Here is a 16,766-nt window from a genome sequence, read left to right on the forward strand (position 1 = left end):
CGCGCCCTTGCCGGATCGCGCGATGCCCGCAACCCGCCGGGTGAGACCTGCCATGAATACCTCATCTGCCCTCATGGAAAGATCAGCGCATCAAGCCCCTGACCCGATGGCCAAAGGTTTGCATTGCCGGACCTTCTCCTCCAAGTCACACTCTAGCCTAACTCTGGCGCAGCCAGACCGCCGAAATGTTGCCCTAGGGAGACTGGAGATTATGGAAACCCGCCGCCTGAACCTGCCGCTGAACCCGCTGCGCGCCTTTGCGGTGGCCTCGCGTCACAAGACGTTCACGGCCGCCGCGCGTGAGTTGGGGGTCAGCCAGGTTGCGATCAGCCGTCAGATTGCCATCCTCGAAAACTTTCTCAATGTGAATCTGTTCGAGCGCGGAACGCGGTCCGCAAAGCTGACCGAGATTGGCCGCGCCTTTGGCGGAGAGATCGTGGGCCTGTTCGACGATATCGAGGAGGCGACGCAGCGGATCATCAACCAGGAGACGCAGAGTACGGTGAACCTGCGGGTCTATCCGACCTTCGCGCATTACTGGCTGATGCCGCGGCTGGCAGACTTCACCGCCCGCTATCCCGACATTCGCGTGCGCTTCGACACGCGGGTCGAGCCGCTGGACTTCCGCGGCACACATCTGGACGTGGCGATCCAGCTGGGCAATGGCACCTGGCGCGAGGCCAAGTCGCGCAAGCTGTTCGACGAGGAAGTGGATGTCGTCTGCAGCACCGCCTATCTGGAGCGGGCAGGGCCCGTCTCGAGGCCCGAGGAAGTGACAGGGTGCGAATTGCTGCATGCCCGCTACCGCCGCCGGGCCTGGGACAACTGGGCCGAGGCAAGGGGGGTGGACATCTCGCATCACAACCGGACAGAGTTCGACACTTCGCTCCTGACCTTCTCGGCGGCCGAACAGGGCTTCGGCATGGCGATCGGCCAGCTTGGCCTGTTGGAGGATACGATCCGCGCCGGCCGCCTCGTGCGCCCGCTGAACCATGCAGTCCCGACCGGATCCTCCTTCTACGTTGCCTGGCCCACCGCCATTTCTGTCAACGTAAAGACCAAGCGGTTTATCGACTGGCTACTGGAACAGGTCGGCGAAGCGCCGGAATTCTTCAAAGCGGGCGACGCCGCGATGCCGGGCCTGCGCACGCCGCGCGCAAAGCGCACGGCATAGGGGACTGACTTTTTGTCAGTCTGTCTGCCGCGGCCCGCCTGATAGTCTCTCCTTGGCTAGCCAGCGACGGGAGGGATGCTGTGACCGGAAGACTTGACGGCAAGATCGCGATCATCGTCGGTGCAGGTCAGCAGCACGGTCAGTCCATGGGCAATGGCAGGGCAACCGCGATCCGCTTTGCGGAGGAGGGCGCGAGCTGCCTGCTGGTCGACCGAAACCCCGCCTGGGCCGAAGAAACCCGCGCGTTGATGTCCGGCGCGGAGCATGAGGTCTTTGCTGTCGATGTCACGGACGAAGACGCCTGCCGCGCGGTGATCGCGGCCGCCGTTGCCCGCTACGGTCGCATCGACATCCTGCACAACAATATCGGCACCTCGACCGGCGACCGGCCCACCTTCGACCTGCCGGTCGAGGACTGGGACCGGATCATGGACCTGAACCTCAAAAGCATGTTCATGCTGTGCAAGCATGCCCTGCCGGTGATGCGCGCCCAGGGGTCGGGCGTGATCCTCAACATCTCGTCCACCTCCTCGCTGTCGAAGCGCCCGACGCTGGCCTACAAGACGTCCAAGGGTGCGATCAACACAATGACCCAGCACATCGCCGCCGAGAATGCGGCCTTTGGCGTGCGCGCCAATGTCATCGTGCCGGGGCTGATCGACACGCCGATGGCGATCGAGCGGCGGGTTCGCGAGACGGGGCGCAGCCATGACGAGATCAAGGCCGAGCGTGACGCGCTGGTTCCGATGGGCCGGATGGGCAGCGCCTGGGACGTGGCCCATGCCGCGGTCTACCTCGCTTCGGACGAGGCGGCCTATGTCACGGGCGTGCTGCTGCCGGTCGATGGCGGCCTGCTGCTGAAACGCGGTTGAGGAGATGCAGATGACCCGGAACCCGCTGACCACGCTGGCCGAGGCCGCCGCCGACTGGATCTCGCGCCCGCTGACTCCAGAGGTGGAGCACCATGCCCGCCGCGCCGTGCTGGACTGGTTCGCCGCCCTGCTGCCCGGCTGCGTCGACGGCCCCGCCCTGCTGCTGGCCCCGGCGCTTGCCAGCGAACGCGGCAGCGGCCGGGCCGTGAGCTATGTGGATGGCGGGCTTGGCGCGCCGCGTCATGCGTCAATGCTGAACGGCACAGCCAGCCACACTGCCGAATTCGACGACATCTTCCGCGACGGTGGCTACCACCCCGGCAGCCCGACGATCTCGGCAGCACTGGCCGTGGCGCAGGATGTCGGCGCCACGCAGGAGCAGTTCCTGCGCGCCGTGATCGGCGGGTTCGAGGTGGGCTGCCGCATCGCCATGGCGCTGCAGCCCAGCCATTACCGCAACTGGCACATCACTGCGACAGTGGGCACCTTCGGCGCGGCCGTCTCGACCGCCATGCTGCGTGGGGGCAAGGCCGAGACCATCGCCCATGCCATCGCCATCGCCAGCAGCTTTGCCGGTGGGCATCAGGAAAACCTGCAGGGCGAAGGCGTGACCAAGCCGATGCATGCGGGCCATGCCGCCGATGCGGGCGTGCTGGCCGGGCTGGCGGCGGCGGCGGGCGTCACCGGGTCGCCGAACAGCCTGCACGCGCCGCATGGCTATGCCGCGGCGACCAGTGATACTACCGGCGACTGGGAGAAGGGGCTGGAAGGTCTGGGGGAGTGGACCCCGATCACCAAGATGACCTTCAAGAACCACGGCTGCTGCGGGCATATCTTCCCGACGCTGGACGGGCTGCGCGTGCTGCAGGCCGAGCACGGCTTCACCCGCGACGACATCGCCTCCATTCATGTGCGTGGCTATGGCCCCACCAAGTCGATCTGTGACCGGATGCAGGTGAACAGCCCGCGGGATGCGCGCTTCAGCCTGCAATATTGTGCCGCCGCCCTGCTGACCCTTGGCGGCGTGCGTCTGGCAGCCTTCACCCCCGAAGCTCTGGCCGATCCGGGCATCCGCGCGTTCATGCCCCGTGTCACCATCGCCGAAGACCCCGAGATCGCGGCGCTCTACCCCTCGCGGCGCCAAGCCCGCCTGCGGGTGGAACTGACCGACGGCCGGGTATTCGACCACTACCAGCAGACCCGCAAGGGCGACCCCGACGATCCGCTGACCGATGCCGAACTGATCGAGAAATTCGACGAACTCGCCTCGACAGTGCTGGATGCCGACGCCCGCGCCGCGCTCAAGGCGCTGGTGCTGGACGGGGGCGCACTGCCCGGTGTGCTGCCGTTCGACAGAAGCTTGCCAGCGCCCCGCTGACGCTGCCCAGACCCTCAAGGAAAGAGACCCATGGACCAAGTCACCCCGCCCGCCGCCCTTGCCGAGGCACAGTATATCCGCGTCAGCGTGCAGAACGGCGTCGCCACGATCATGCTGGCCCGTCCCGACGTGCGCAACGCCATCAATGATGACATGCGCGCCGAACTGATCGACGCCTTCGACTGGGCCGATGGCAGCCGCGACGTGCGGGCGGTCATCCTGACGGGCGAGGGCAAGGGCTTTTGCTCGGGCGGCGATGTCGGCGGCATGCGCGCCCGGCTGGACGCGCCCGCCGGCTCGGTCGCCTTCAACGGCTGGAAGCGGCAGAAGCAGACCCACCGCGGCGTCGGCGTGATCTATGACATGACCAAGCCCGTCATCGCCGCCGTCAACGGCGCCGCCTTCGGCCTTGGCCTCGACATGGCGCTGGCCTGCGACTTCATCATTGCCGCCGAGGGCGCCAAGATGTCGATGAGCTTCATCAAGCGCGGGCTCGTGTCGGATGGCGGCGGCATGTATTTCCTGCCCCGCCGCGTCGGACTGGCGCGGGCAAAGGAGCTGATCCTGACCGGCCGCATCGTGGAGCCGGCCGAGGCGCTGGCGATGGGGATGATCGACCGCGTGTCGACGCCGGACACGCTGCGCGAAGATGCCCAGGCCTGGGCCGAAGAGCTGAGCCAGGGCTCGCCCGCCGCCGTCGCCCTGACGCTGTCGATCCTGAACCAGACCTTCGAAAGCAGTGCTGCCGACATCTTCAAGCTGGGCCGCGAGGCACAGGCGATCTGCTACACCTCGGCAGAGCACCGGGCCTCGGTCGAGGCCTTCCTGAACAAGTCCAGCAGCTGAGACCCCGGGCGCTCTCTTGCCCGGCAACACCACAACATGAAGAGCCGCGCTTGTGGGGCGCGGCTTTTTTCTGTGCGCCGCCACTTTGTGCGGGCCACCGCCTGACTATGCGCCCGTGGCGGCCAGGCAAGAAGGGCCGGAGTTTCCCCCGGCCCTTTTGCCCAGTCCAATATTCAGCCTGACTCAGTCGATCACGGCAAGCCCATCCGCCGCCGCAACTCCCTCGCCGGCCGGCATCACGAACAGCGGATTGATCTCGGCCTCGGACAGCCGCTCGCCCAGCGACTCGCCCATGCGGGCCATCGCGAGGATCGCGGCCACCAGCGCCTCCACGTCATAGGCCGCGCCGCCGCGATAGCCGGTCAGAAGCCGTGACAGGCGCAGCTCACCAACCATCTCGCGCGCATCCTCTTCCGTGACCGGCAGCAGCCGGATCGCGCTGTCGTCCATGATCTCGGCCATCACGCCGCCAGCCCCCAGCAGGATCAGCGGACCCAGCTGCGGATCGCGGCGCAGGCCCAGGATGAACTCCAGCCCACCCGTCAACATCTTCTGAACTAGAAAGCCCTCGGGCCGGGGCAGGTCCTGCGCGGCTAGATGCTCTGCCATGTCGTCCAGCGCCTTGCCCACGGTATCCGCGACCAAACCGACCTTGACGCCGCCGACATCCGATTTGTGCGGAATAGCCTGCGACACGACCTTCAGCACGACCTTGCCGCCAAAGGTGCGCGCGACCTCCTCGGCCTCGGCAGCGGTCTGCACAAGGCGCTGATCGGCGCCCTTCAGCCCGTAATGGGCAAACAGCTCGCGCGCTTCGACCTCGTTCAACGTGCCCTTGCGCAGGCCGGCCGGGGCCACATGCGGCGCAACAGGCGCATCGGCAACAGCTGCCTTCACCGGCATCGCCGCACTGAATGCCACCATGCAGGTCTCAGGCGCGGCATAGGCCGGAATACCCTGCAGGTTCAGTTCGCGCACGATATGCGGTGCATGCGGGCTGACATAGGCGATGATCGGCTTGCCGCTTTGCGCAGCACCGGACTTGATCGCCTGCACGGCGATTTCCGGTTGCGCCAGCGCCGAGGAACCGACGATCACCACGACCCCGTCGACCTCGTCCGAGGCCAGAAGGGCTTCGGTCGAGGCGGTCATGATCTCGGGCTTGACCCCGGCCAGTGTCACGTCGACCGGGTTGCCCGTCATCGGCTCATCGGCCTTCAGAAGATCTGTCAGCCGGGCTGCAGTGGCATCGTCGAGCAGGGGCACCTCGAGGCCGCCCATGCCACAGGAATCGGCCACCAGACTGCCGGCCCCGCCGGTCGAGGTCAGGATCGCCACCCGTTTGCCCGCCATCTGGCGCCCGGTGACCAGCATCGCCGGAATGTCCAGCAGATCGCCGAAGGTCTCGGCCCGGATCACGCCGCACTGCCGGAAGAGCGCGTCATACACCCGGTCCTCGCCCGCCATGGCGCCGGTATGGGACACGGCCGCGCGGGCACCGAACTCGGACCGGCCCACCTTGAACACCACCACCGGCTTGCCCGCCGCGCGGGCTATCTGGGTCGCGGCCCGGAACTTCTCGACGGACCGGATGCCCTCGACATAGACGGTGATCACCCGCGTCGCCGCATCCTGGGCGTAGAACTCGATCAGATCGGCCAGGTCGATATCGGTTTCGTTCCCGGTCGAGGCGAGCTTGGCAAAGCCGATGCCCCGCGCCGCCGCCCGCGACAGCAGCGCGCCCAGGATGCCGCCGCTCTGCGACGCGAGCGAAATGCCACCCGCAGGCAAATCCTCGCCCTCCAGCGCGCCGCTGGCCGACAGCACGATCCGGCTGTGAAGATCCATTGCGCCAATGGTGTTGGGCCCCAGGATGCGCATGTCGCCCGCCGCCTCACGCAGCAGCCGCTGGCGCTCCAGCCCGGCCTCGCCCGCCTCGCCAAAGCCGCTTGCCAGCACGATCGCCAGCTTGGTGCCCCGCTCGGCCAACTCGCGCACCGCGATATGGGCCCGGTCGGCGCCCAAAAGCACGATGGCCGCATCGGGCGCCTCGGGCAGCGCCGATACGGACGGATAGCAGGGCAACCCGCCGATCTCGGACGCTTTGGGGTTGATCGGCCAGATCGCCCCGCCGAACCCATGTTTTTGCAGATAGGCGACCGGGCGGCCCCCGGTCTTGGTGGCATCGGCCGAGGCGCCAACCACAGCGACCGTCCTTGGCGCGAAGAGGGCGCCCAGTGCCACTGCGGTCTCGACTTTCGTTCCAGTCATGGAATTCTCCTCCCCTCCGGCAGGCCGCCGGGTCATGCAAGAACCCGCAGGGCGGGCCTAAGCCCTTTTCGGGTTGGGGGGGGGCTGCTGCAACTGACCATTCAACATGCCGAGCCTGACAATGCCTTTGCCAAGAGACCGTCCGACGATGTGCTGCGGCAAGCTGATGCGCGAACGCGCCACCCGGTTCTTCTGACAGGTGGCTTCCGTGGATGGATTCCCGCGAGGTGGATTCCGCAAAGTGGCTTCCGTGGATTCCGCGAAGGAATCCAGCGGCCAAGATCGTGTTTCCACAAATATTTGATAACAAGTCGATTTTTTGCCTGTCGCGGCTTGGTGTCCCAAGTGGAGTCCCCGGTGAAAGTGCCTGTCGCTAGCGAAATGCTTCGCTGCGCCCCGCATACGTTCGGGGCTGGGGAGGAGCCAGAGGAGGGGGCATGTCAGGTTTCGGACCAGAAGCGTTGTCCAACCTCCAAGCGGAAATCGAACACCGGCAGTTCATGCCCCTCGCCGCACCTGTCTGGCAGGCATCGTCAGCTGCCGTGTTTCAGCCGCTTGGCGACGCAAGTGATCTAAGCCGAAGGCTGGCGACGCTCGCCTCCGCTTCGGCATTCGCGGACCATTTACGCGTCCTTTACGCGCCCGAGGCCGATCCGACATAGCGCCTTTACGCGTCCCGGCTCCAGTGTCGCGCCATCTGACATGAGGAGACTGCGATGCTTGATGTCCTTTACTTCGGCCTCGGCGCCGGGGGCTTTGCCCTCTTCGCCCTGGCGGTGCACCGCCTGGAGCGGATGTGACATGCCCCTGTTTGACCTGATCGTCGGGGCGGCGGTGGCCCTGGGCCTGTTCCTCTATCTCGGCGTGGCACTGCTGCGGCCGGGCCGGTTCTGAAGGGGCACAAGATGACCATGCTTGCTTATGCACTCTACTTTGCCGCACTCGTCGGCGCGGCCCTGGTGCTTGCCGCCTGGATGGCCCGTGTCTATTCCGGGATACCGGCGCTTGCGGGGATCGAGCGGCGCGTGCTGCGCGGCGCCGGCATCAATCCCGGCCGCGACATGGCGTGGGGAGCCTATGCCTTGGCAGTGCTGGCCTTCAACCTTGCTGGCTTTGCGCTGCTCTACGCGCTGTTGCGGGCGCAGGGGGCGCTGCCGCTGAACCCCGATGGCATCGGCGGCATGGCACCCGATCTGGCCTTCAACACCGCCGTCAGCTTCGTGACCAACACCAACTGGCAGGCCTATTCGGGCGAGGCGCAGCTGTCCCACCTGGCGCAGATGGCCGGGCTGACGGTGCAGAACTTTGTCAGCGCGGGCACCGGGATGGCGGTGGCGGTCGCGGTGATCCGCGGGTTCACCGCGCCCAAGGGCACGACGCTTGGCAACTTCTGGGTGGACCTGACGCGCTCGGTCCTGTGGATCTTGCTGCCACTGTCGGTGCTGCTCGCGCTGTTCCTCGCATGGCAGGGCGTGCCGCAGACCCTGCAGGGGGCGGTTACCGTCACGGGGATGGAAGGGGCGGAGCAGATCATCGCCCGCGGCCCCGCAGCGGCACAGATCGCCATCAAGCAGCTTGGCACCAATGGCGGCGGCTTCTTCGGCGTGAACTCGGCCCACCCGTTCGAGAACCCGACCATTGCCTCGAACCTGGCGCAGAGCCTGTCGCTCCTGCTGATCCCGGTCGCCTTCTGCTTCCTGTTCGGCCGCATGGCGGGTGACCGTCGGCAGGGCCTCGCGATATTCGCAGCAATGGCGGTGATGTTCGTCGTGGGTCTGGGCACCATTCACGCCTATGAAGTCGCGGGCAACCCGGCCCTGGGCCTGGGCGCCAACATGGAGGGCAAGGAGCAGCGCTTCGGCGCCATGCTGTCCGCACTCTGGGCGGCCTCGACCACCGCCGCCTCGAACGGATCGGTCAACGCCATGCATGACAGTTTCATGCCGCTGTCGGGGCTGGTGATGCTGCTTAACATGCAGATCGGCGAGGTGATCTTTGGCGGCGTGGGTGCCGGCTTCTACGGGATGCTGCTTTACGTCGTGCTGGCGGTGTTCCTGGCGGGGCTGATGGTCGGGCGCACGCCCGAATACCTTGGCCGCAAGGTCGAGGCGCGCGAGGTGACGTTGGCGGTTCTGGCCTTCCTGTCGATGCCGCTTGGCATTCTGGTGGGCGGCGCGGTGGCGGCGACCGTCCCTCAGGCGCTGGCGGCGGTGCAGGACGCAGGCCCGCATGGGCTGAGCGAGATCCTCTACGCCTACTCCTCCGCCACGGGCAACAACGGCTCGGCCTTCGGTGGATTTGGTGCGGCGCTGCCCTGGCACACCACCGCGCTTGGGCTGGTCATGCTGCTGGGGCGCTATGCGATCATCGTGCCCATGCTGGCCATTGCCGGCTCGATGATCCGCAAGACCCGCGCCCCCGTGACCGCGGGCACCTTCCCGACCCACGGCCCGCTGTTCGTGACCCTGCTGGTGCTGACCGTGCTGATCCTTGGCGCGCTCACCTTCTTTCCCGTCCTCGCCCTTGGCCCCATCGCGGAAGAAACCGCGCGGGTGGCCGGGCAGACCTTCTGAGGCATCTCATGGCAAATCCTGCGAAAATCGCCGACATGTCGGGGCTCTATCCGGCCGCGATCCGGCAAAGCGTTGTCAAGCTTGATCCCCGGCAGCTGTGGCATAGCCCGGTGATGTTCGTCACGGCCGTCGTGGCGGTGATGACAACGCTTCTTGGCCTACGCGACTTGGTGTCGGGCACGGCGGGGGCAGGGATCGCGCTGCACATCGCCGTCTGGCTGTGGCTGTGCGTGCTGTTCGCCAACTTCGCCGAGGCGCTGGCCGAGGGCCGCGGCCGCGCCCGCGCTGACACGCTGCGCGCCACGAAATCGGAAACCCGGGTGCGGGTGCTGGCCGAACCTAACGACGCACCGGCGACGGCGACCGATGTCGCCTCCACCGCCCTGCGCGCGGGCCAGTTCGTCTATCTGGCGGCGGGCGACATCATCCCGACGGATGGCGAAGCGGTGCGCGGCATCGCCTCGGTCAACGAAAGCGCCATTACGGGGGAAAGCGCCCCGGTGATCCGCGAGGCCGGGGGCGACCGATCTTCGGTCACTGGCGGCACCACCATCGCATCGGACTGGATCGTGATGAAGGTCACGGCAGAGCCGGGCAAGAGCTTCCTCGACCGGATGATCGCACTGGTCGAAGGCGCCGAGCGGCAGAAGACCCCGAATGAGATTGCTCTGAACATCCTGCTGGTCGGGCTGACGCTGATCTTCCTGTTCGTGGTCGTCACGCTCCCCGCCTTTGCCAGCTATTCGGGCACCACCATTCCGGTCGTGGTCCTCGGGGCACTGTTCGTGACGCTGATCCCCACCACCATCGGCGGCCTGCTCAGCGCGATCGGCATCGCGGGGATGGACCGGCTTGTGAAGGCCAATGTCATCGCCAAGTCGGGCCGGGCGGTCGAGGCGGCGGGCGATGTCGATACGCTGCTGCTGGACAAGACCGGCACCATAACCTTCGGCAACCGCATGGCCGATGCGCTGGTCCCGGCGCCGGGTGTGGAGGCGCGGCGCCTCGCCGAGGCGGCGGCGCTGGCCTCTCTCGCCGACGAGACGCCTGAAGGGAAATCCATCGTCGAAAAGGCGCGCGAGATGCTGGGCAGCGTTCCTGCGATGCCCCAGGGCGCGACGCCGGTCGCCTTCACCGCGCAAACCCGGCTTTCGGGGCTGGATCTGAACGACGGGCGCAGCTTCCGCAAGGGTGCCATTGACGCGGTGATCCGGCTGACGGGCCAGACCCCGCCCGGCGCGCTGGCGGGGCAGGTCGACGCCATCGCCCGGTCCGGTGGCACGCCGCTGCTGGTGGCCGAGGGCACGCAGATCCTGGGCGTAGTGCATCTGAAGGACATCGTGAAACCCGGGGTGCGCGAGCGCTTTGCCGAGCTGCGCGCCATGGGCATCCGCACGGTGATGATCACCGGCGACAACCCCCTGACCGCCGCCGCCATTGCCGCCGAGGCGGGGGTGGACGACTTCCTCGCCGAAGCCACGCCCGAGATGAAGCTGGACCTTATCCGCCGCGAACAGGCGGGCGGGCGGCTGGTCGCCATGTGCGGCGACGGGTCCAACGACGCACCCGCGCTGGCGCAGGCCGATGTGGGGGTGGCGATGAACGCCGGCACCCCGGCGGCGAAAGAGGCCGCGAACCTGATCGACCTCGACAGCGACCCGACCAAGCTGATCGAGGTGGTGATGGTGGGCAAGCAATTGCTGATCAGCCGCGGCGCGCTGACCACCTTCAGCATCGCCAATGACGTGGCGAAATACTTCGCCGTGCTGCCCGCGATCTTTGTCGCGGCCTATCCGGGGCTGGCGGTGCTGAACATCATGGGTCTCGCCTCGCCCACCTCTGCCATCCTGTCGGCGGTGATCTTCAACGCGCTGGTGCTGATCGCGCTGGTGCCGCTGGCCCTGCGCGGGGTGGCCTATCGCCCCGCCAGCGCCGCCCAACTGCTGCGCCGCAACCTGCTTGTCTACGGGTTGGGCGGGCTGATCGTGCCCTTTGTCGGGATCAAGGCCATCGACCTGTGCCTTGTCGCCCTGAACCTGGCCTGAAAGGACATCCCATGCTGACCCATCTTCGCCCCGCCATCACCCTGATGCTTGGCTTCACGCTGCTGACCGGGCTGGCCTACCCGCTGGCCATGACCGGCCTTGCCCAGACCCTGTTTCCCGCCGCAGCCGACGGCAGCCTGATCACGCAAGGCGACAGGGTGATCGGCTCCGGCCTTGTGGCGCAGCCTTTCGCCGAAGCGGCCTATCTTCACCCGCGCCCCTCTGCCAGCGACTGGAACGCAGCCGGCACCGGGGCATCGAACCTCGGGCCAACCTCGGCGCTTCTGGTCGCCACCGTCGCCGAACGCCGCGCCGCGTGGGAGGCGGAGAATGGTGCGGCCGCCGCCATCGACGCCGTCACGGCCTCGGGCTCCGGGCTTGATCCGCATGTCAGCCCGCAAACCGCGCTGGCGCAGGCGGACCGCATCGCCGCGGCGCGGGGGGCCGACCCCGCCGCCGTGCGCGCGCTGATCGCGGGCCGGGTCGAGGGGCGCGCCCTCTGGCTTTATGGTGAGCCGCGGGTGAATGTGCTGCAGGCGAACCTCGCCCTTGATGAAGGCTTTCCGATGCCGATGCCCCGCACAGATGACACCGCAGCCGAATGACACCTGATGCCGCCCTTCGCCCCTCGCCGGACGCGCTGCTGGCCCATGCCGCGCGCGAGGGGCGGGGGCGGCTGAAGATCTTCATCGGGGCGGCGCCCGGGGTCGGCAAGACCTGGGCGATGCTGGACGATGCGCACCGCAGGCGCGCCGAGGGCGTGGATGTGCTTGCCGCCCTGATCGAAACCCACGGCAGGGCCGAGACGCAGGCGAAGCTGGCGGGTCTGCCGCAGCTGCCGCGCAAGCCGGTGATCTACAAGGGCCGCGCGCTGACCGAGATGGATCTGGACGGCCTTCTGGCCCGCCGCCCGGCGCTGGCGCTGATCGACGAGCTGGCCCACACCAATGCCGACACCGGGCGACACGAAAAACGCTGGCAGGATGTCGAGGAGGTGCTGGCGGCGGGCATCGACGTGTTCACCACGCTGAACGTCCAGCATATCGAGACCCTGAACGAGACCGTCGCCCGCATCACCGGCGTCAGGGTGCGCGAGACCGTGCCCGACCGCGTGCTGGAAATGGCCGACGAGATCGAGCTGATCGACCTGCCGCCCGATGACCTGATGGCGCGCCTGAAGCAGGGAAAGATCTACCCGCAGGATCAGGCAGCCCGGGCGCTGACATCGTTCTTCGCCAAGGGAAACCTGACCGCCTTGCGCGAACTGGCGCTGCGCGCCGCCGCCGACCGGGTGGACGCGCAACTGCGCGAGCATATGGCGGCAAATGCAATCGCGGGGCCGTGGCCCGCGCAGGAACGCATCCTCGTGTGCATCAACGAAAGCCCCGCGGCGCGCGAGGCGATCCGCGTCGCCAAGCGTTCTGCCGAGCGGGCGCGGGCGGAATGGATCGCGCTGAACGTCACCCAGGCGCGGATGGAAACGCTGCCCGAGGCAGAGAAGGACCGGCTGGCAGGCACCCTGCGGCTGGCCGAACGGCTGGGCGCGGAACTCGCCACCCTGGAGGCAGAACGCGACGTGGCGCAGGCGATCCTGTCCTATGCCGCGGATCGGAACGTGCGGCGCATCGTCATCGGCCGTCCGCGCCCACGGCCGTTCTGGGCCCGTCTGACCACCGAGGATGTGGCCGCCCACCTGCTGCGCCTGTCGGGCCGTTTCGAAATCACAGTGGCGGCGCAACCCGATGAACCCGCCGCGAGGCCCGGCTGGCATCTGCCGCAGCTTGGAACGGAGCCCCGTGCCTGGGGCGAGGCGGCACTGGCCGTAGCCCTGGCGTCGGCCTGCGCCTTTGCAGCAGAGCGGTTGTTCCCGGTGGCCAGCCTGTCGGTGATCTACATGACGGCGGTCGTGGTGGTGGCCAGCCGCCGCGGGATTGCGCCAGCCATCGGGGCGGCGGTGATCGGCTTTCTGGCCTACAACTTCCTGTTCACGCATCCCCGCTACACCTTTCACGTCTCGCGTCAGGGCGAATTGCTGACGCTTGGCCTGTTTCTGGCGGCATCGCTGATCACGGGCAATCTTGCCGCGCGGTTGCGCGCGCGGGTTGACGCACAGGCCACCATCGCCGACCGTACCAACAAGCTTTACGACTTCAGCCGGCGCGTTGCCGCTGCGGCCACGGCGGATGATGTGATCTGGGCCTCGGTCAGCCACGTCGCCACGACCTTGCGGTGCGAAGCCGTTCTCCTGAAGCCCTCGCCTGCGGGTGAGTTGCAGGTTGTGGGGGGCTTTCCGCCCGAGGACCGGCTGGATGTCCGCGACCAGTCCGCCGCCCAGTTCTCGTGGGACAAGGGCGAAGTTGCAGGGCGCGGTTCCGACACTCTGCCGACGGCGCGCTGGTTCTTCCTGCCGCTGACCGCGGGCGAGCGGCGGCTCGGCGTGCTTGGCATCGCCTACACGGATGACCGCCATTTTGCCCGCACCGACCGGCGGCTGCTGGACGCGCTGGTGGATCAGATCGCCCTTGCGCTGGAACGCCTGCGCCTCACCGAAGAGCTGTCCGAAACCCGGCTGGCCTCGGAAACCGACCGGCTGCGCACGGCCCTGCTGTCGTCGGTCAGCCATGACCTGCGCACACCGCTGGTGACGATCATCGGCGCGGCGGGAAGCCTGGCCCATGCCCCCGACCTGCCGGCCGGGGCGCGGCAGGATCTGGCCGAGAATATCCGCGAGGAGGGGGAGCGCCTGGACCGCTATGTGCAGAACCTGCTGGACATGACGCGGCTGGGGCATGGCGCGCTCAAGCCGCGAGTGGGACCGGTGGACGTGGCCGAACTGGTCGGCACCGCGCGTCACCGCCTGCGCGCGCCGTTGCGGGGGCATGTTCTGGAAACCGATGTGCCGGATCTGCTGCCGCTGGTGCTGGCCGACGGGATGCTGCTGGAACAGGTGCTGGTCAACGTGCTGGACAACGCCGCGAAATATGCGCCCATCGGGTCGGCGATCTCCATTGCCGCGCGCAGGGTGGCTGCGCAGGTGGAGCTGTCGGTCGCCGATACCGGCCCCGGCATCCCGCCCGATGAACGGGCCCGCGTGTTCGACATGTTCTACCGCGTGAGCGAAGGCGACCGGCAGCGCGCCGGGACCGGCCTGGGGCTGGCGATCTGCAAGGGGCTGATCGAGGCGATGGGCGGCACCATCCGCGCCGAGTCGGCATCGCCGGACGGCAGCGGGACGCGTATGGTGATCGGCATACCGATCTTCAGTCCTGAGGCCCCCGCATGACCGACCCGACGCGCATCCTGGTGATCGACGACGAGGCCCCGATCCGCCGCTTTCTGCGTGTGCCGCTGGAGGCCGAGGGCCATGCCGTGATCGAGGCCGCGACCGCGCGCGAGGGCATCCTTGCCGCCGCGCGAGAAACGCCCGGGCTGATCATCCTCGACCTTGGCCTGCCCGATGCCGACGGCCTGACCGTCCTGCGCGAGGTTCGGACCTGGAGCAAAGTTCCCGTCTTGGTGTTGTCGGTGCGCGCGGATGAGGCGGGCAAGGTGGCTGCCCTGGATGCCGGGGCGCAGGATTATGTCGTCAAGCCGTTCGGGATCAAGGAGCTTCTGGCCCGCATCCGCGGCGTGCTGCGCGACAGGGGCGGACCCGCGTCGCCGACGGTGCTGGAGATCGCCGATCTGCGGATCGACCCTGCCAACCATACCGTCACCAAGGCCGGCGGCGCCCTTCACCTGACCCGCCGCGAGTTCGATCTGTTGTGGCTGCTTGCCAGCAACGCGGGCCGCCTGGTCACCCAGGCCATGATCCTCAAGACGCTCTGGGGCCCGGCGCATGCCGAGGACAGCCAGTATCTGCGCGTCTATGTGCGCCAGTTGCGCCAGAAGCTGGGCGATGACGCCGCCAACCCCCGCTTCATCATGACCGAGCCAGGGATCGGCTATCGGTTCGTGGGGTAGGTATCGCTCGTTGTTTGCTGCACCGAGTAAGAAGCGCAGATAGGAAGCCACACACTTACACTGTGAACCGCTCCGGGTTTGCCGGAGGCTCCAACTCCTGAGTAGGATGGAGCATCATGAGCAAGACCACGGACAAGTTTTCCCCCGAAGTGCGCGAACGCGCTGTGCGGTTGGTGTTGGACACCGAAGGCCAGCACGGGTCGCGTTGGCAGTCCATCGTGTCGATCGCCGCAAAGATCGGCTGCTCGGCGCATACGCTGAATGACTGGGTCAAGAAGGCCAAGGTCGACAGCGGCGCGCGCGCGGGCGTTCCGACCGAACTGGCCGAGCGGATGAAGGCGCTGGAGCGAGAGAACCGCGAGTTGCGCCAGGCGAACGAGATCCTCCGCAAGGCCAGCGCGTATTTTGCGATGGCGGAGCTCGACCGCCGGTCGAAGTGATGGTGTCATTCATTGACGCGCATCGGGATGCACACGGGGTCGAGCGGATCTGCGACGTTCTGCCGATCGCCCCGTCGACTTACTATGATCATCTGGCCAGGCGGGCTGATCCTGTCCGGCTGTCGGACCGTGCGCGGAGGGACAAGGCGCTACGCCCCGAGATCCGGCGTGTGTTTGAGCAGAACTGGCGGGTCTACGGCGTCCGGAAGGTCTGGCGGCAGCTTCGCCGCGAGGGCTTGATGTCGCCCGTTGCACGGTGGCACGGCTGATGAAGAGCATGACGGGCCCCGGCGATGTTCCGGCTTATCTGAGGTCGCATGCTGGGGTGGCTGCCCGGCAGGATGGCCAGGCGCACGCCCGCCTCGACAGCAGCGATGGCAGTGTCGGCACAGGCCGCGGCGGGAAAGCGATTCCAGGCATGTTCTAGCCGGTCAGCTTGCTTGACGCGATCGCGCGGGTCGGCTCCAGCGACAGGATCGTGGTCACGATCCGGTTGCGGAACAACTCTACATGCTCGCCCGCGCAGCGTTCGGCGGTGTCCGCATCCCTGTCGGCAATGGCCTGCACGATGGTACGATGGTCGTTGATCGTCGCATCCAGATGTTCATGCTGGCGCGCGCGCACCCCGTCATGTTCCGCGAACGTGACATGGCCGATGCGCATCCCCTCGACCAGGCTGCGCAGATAGGCCGTGTGGAGGTAGCCGGACTGCGCCGCGGCACCGATGGCAGCATGAAAGGCATAGTTGATCTCGTTGATCTGATCGACATCCCGGCGCGCGGCGGCACCTTCGAAGGCCGCCATATGGGCGCGGATGCCGGTCAGGTCGGCATCGGTCCGGCGCAGCGCGGCCAGCCGGGTCAGCGAGCGTTGCAGTACATCCAGCCCCTCGAAGAAGTCCCGCAGATTGGCAAGGTTCATCGCGGCCACGCGCGCGCCGCGGCCACGGGTGGAACTGACCAGCCCCTCTGCCGTCAGCCGGATCAGCGCCTCGCGCACGGGGGTGCGGGACACATCGTAGCGAACTGATATCGCCGCTTCGTCCAGATCGGCGCCGGGGGGCAGATCCAGCCGCAGGATCGCCTGGCGCAGCAGCTTGTAGACCATGTCGCCGCCCGAGCTTGCCGCCACGATGGTGTCTTCGCTCTTGGTCATTGTCTCGGCTCGTTTCCTGAAAGTTCAACTTTTGGGCAGCAGCGGCAGG

13 protein-coding genes, 1 pseudogene and 1 other annotated feature are annotated in these 16,766 nt (G+C 67.4%); of the genes and pseudogenes, 12 read left to right on the forward strand and 2 right to left on the reverse strand.

Features of this window, described 5'->3' with window-relative positions; translation table 11 throughout:
* Positions 1 to 211: 211 nt before the first annotated feature.
* The 4 genes from GVY41_RS00235 (at position 212) to GVY41_RS00250 (ending at position 4,270) form a co-directional block, all read left to right on the forward strand.
* Positions 212 to 1,174, forward strand: coding sequence for a LysR substrate-binding domain-containing protein (locus tag GVY41_RS00235; protein WP_161342241.1), 963 nt, complete (start codon positions 212 to 214; stop codon positions 1,172 to 1,174).
* An 80-nt stretch (positions 1,175 to 1,254) separates the two neighbouring features.
* Positions 1,255 to 2,046, forward strand: a complete 792-nt coding sequence (locus GVY41_RS00240; RefSeq protein WP_161342242.1) for an SDR family NAD(P)-dependent oxidoreductase — start codon at positions 1,255 to 1,257, stop codon at positions 2,044 to 2,046.
* 10 nt (positions 2,047 to 2,056) lie between these two features.
* Positions 2,057 to 3,424, forward strand: coding sequence for an MmgE/PrpD family protein (locus GVY41_RS00245; RefSeq protein ID WP_161342243.1), 1,368 nt, complete (start codon positions 2,057 to 2,059; stop codon positions 3,422 to 3,424).
* Positions 3,425 to 3,454: 30 nt separating this feature from the next.
* Positions 3,455 to 4,270, forward strand: a complete 816-nt coding sequence (locus GVY41_RS00250) for an enoyl-CoA hydratase/isomerase family protein (protein WP_161342244.1) — start codon at positions 3,455 to 3,457, stop codon at positions 4,268 to 4,270.
* A gap of 183 nt (positions 4,271 to 4,453) precedes the next feature.
* Here the strand turns inward: GVY41_RS00250 and GVY41_RS00255 are convergent, their stop codons facing one another.
* Complete coding sequence (locus GVY41_RS00255; RefSeq protein WP_161342245.1) at positions 4,454 to 6,541, reverse strand: acetate--CoA ligase family protein; 2,088 nt, start codon at positions 6,539 to 6,541, stop codon at positions 4,454 to 4,456.
* Positions 6,542 to 6,978: 437 nt separating this feature from the next.
* Here GVY41_RS00255 and GVY41_RS00260 point away from each other — a divergent pair, with 437 nt between their 5' ends.
* The 8 genes and pseudogenes from GVY41_RS00260 to GVY41_RS00295 all read left to right on the forward strand — a co-directional run.
* A complete protein-coding gene (locus GVY41_RS00260; RefSeq protein WP_161342246.1) occupies positions 6,979 to 7,203 on the forward strand; it encodes a hypothetical protein in 225 nt (74 codons plus the stop codon).
* Between the two features lie 139 nt (positions 7,204 to 7,342).
* Positions 7,343 to 7,435 carry a K(+)-transporting ATPase subunit F gene (kdpF, locus tag GVY41_RS00265; protein WP_161656849.1) on the forward strand — a complete coding sequence of 31 codons (93 nt, stop codon included), beginning with the start codon at positions 7,343 to 7,345 and terminating at the stop codon, positions 7,433 to 7,435.
* A gap of 11 nt (positions 7,436 to 7,446) precedes the next feature.
* Positions 7,447 to 9,114 carry a potassium-transporting ATPase subunit KdpA gene (gene kdpA / locus GVY41_RS00270; RefSeq protein ID WP_161342247.1) on the forward strand — a complete coding sequence of 556 codons (1,668 nt, stop codon included), beginning with the start codon at positions 7,447 to 7,449 and terminating at the stop codon, positions 9,112 to 9,114.
* A gap of 8 nt (positions 9,115 to 9,122) precedes the next feature.
* The gene (kdpB, locus tag GVY41_RS00275) at positions 9,123 to 11,159 is read left to right on the forward strand and encodes a potassium-transporting ATPase subunit KdpB (RefSeq protein ID WP_161342248.1); all 2,037 of its coding nucleotides are present in this window, start codon (positions 9,123 to 9,125) and stop codon (positions 11,157 to 11,159) included.
* A gap of 11 nt (positions 11,160 to 11,170) precedes the next feature.
* Positions 11,171 to 11,764: a potassium-transporting ATPase subunit KdpC gene (gene kdpC, locus GVY41_RS00280; RefSeq protein WP_161342249.1), complete on the forward strand. Its 594-nt coding sequence runs from the start codon at positions 11,171 to 11,173 to the stop codon at positions 11,762 to 11,764.
* Positions 11,761 to 14,442, forward strand: coding sequence for a sensor histidine kinase (locus GVY41_RS00285; RefSeq protein ID WP_161342250.1), 2,682 nt, complete (start codon positions 11,761 to 11,763; stop codon positions 14,440 to 14,442). Before kdpC ends, GVY41_RS00285 begins: the two co-directional genes overlap by 4 nt.
* Positions 14,439 to 15,122, forward strand: a complete 684-nt coding sequence (locus GVY41_RS00290; protein ID WP_161342251.1) for a response regulator — start codon at positions 14,439 to 14,441, stop codon at positions 15,120 to 15,122. The genes GVY41_RS00285 and GVY41_RS00290 overlap by 4 nt, the downstream gene beginning before the upstream one ends.
* Positions 15,123 to 15,238: 116 nt before the next feature.
* Positions 15,239 to 15,842, forward strand: a pseudogene (locus GVY41_RS00295) (IS3 family transposase); the annotation flags it as partial.
* Positions 15,520 to 15,636: a sequence feature (AL1L pseudoknot), on the forward strand. Its footprint overlaps the pseudogene before it by 117 nt.
* A gap of 143 nt (positions 15,843 to 15,985) precedes the next feature.
* Here the strand turns inward: GVY41_RS00295 and GVY41_RS00300 are convergent.
* Positions 15,986 to 16,717: a GntR family transcriptional regulator gene (locus GVY41_RS00300; protein ID WP_161342252.1), complete on the reverse strand. Its 732-nt coding sequence runs from the start codon at positions 16,715 to 16,717 to the stop codon at positions 15,986 to 15,988.
* Positions 16,718 to 16,766 lie beyond the last annotated feature (49 nt).

The sequence above is a fragment of the Frigidibacter albus genome, assembly GCF_009908165.1.
GTDB lineage: Bacteria > Pseudomonadota > Alphaproteobacteria > Rhodobacterales > Rhodobacteraceae > Frigidibacter > Frigidibacter albus.